Raw genomic sequence first — 211 nt, forward strand, 5'->3', positions numbered from 1 at the left:
TGGACATATAAAAATCCCTCCATAATTATCAAATGAATTATTGTATTTCATCTGACAACCATAAAGGGATTATCGCAAGGTGCTCGTTTTAATTTTTGTGATATTTCACGAATAGTTTTACTTTGAGCAAGGCCCTCTAATATCATTTCACGGTCATTTATAGTAAGATGTTGATAGTGGCTCATAATAGAAATCCTCCTTTTTTAAAGTT

At 31.3% G+C, this 211-nt stretch carries 1 pseudogene; it reads right to left on the reverse strand.

The features are described 5' to 3' along the window. Positions 1-77: 77 nt before the first annotated feature. A pseudogene (locus LB941_RS12485) lies at positions 78-185 on the reverse strand (helix-turn-helix domain-containing protein); the annotation flags it as partial. Positions 186-211 lie beyond the last annotated feature (26 nt).

Origin of the sequence: Ligilactobacillus ubinensis (assembly GCF_024160875.1) — a bacterium.
GTDB classification, from domain to species: domain Bacteria; phylum Bacillota; class Bacilli; order Lactobacillales; family Lactobacillaceae; genus Ligilactobacillus; species Ligilactobacillus ubinensis.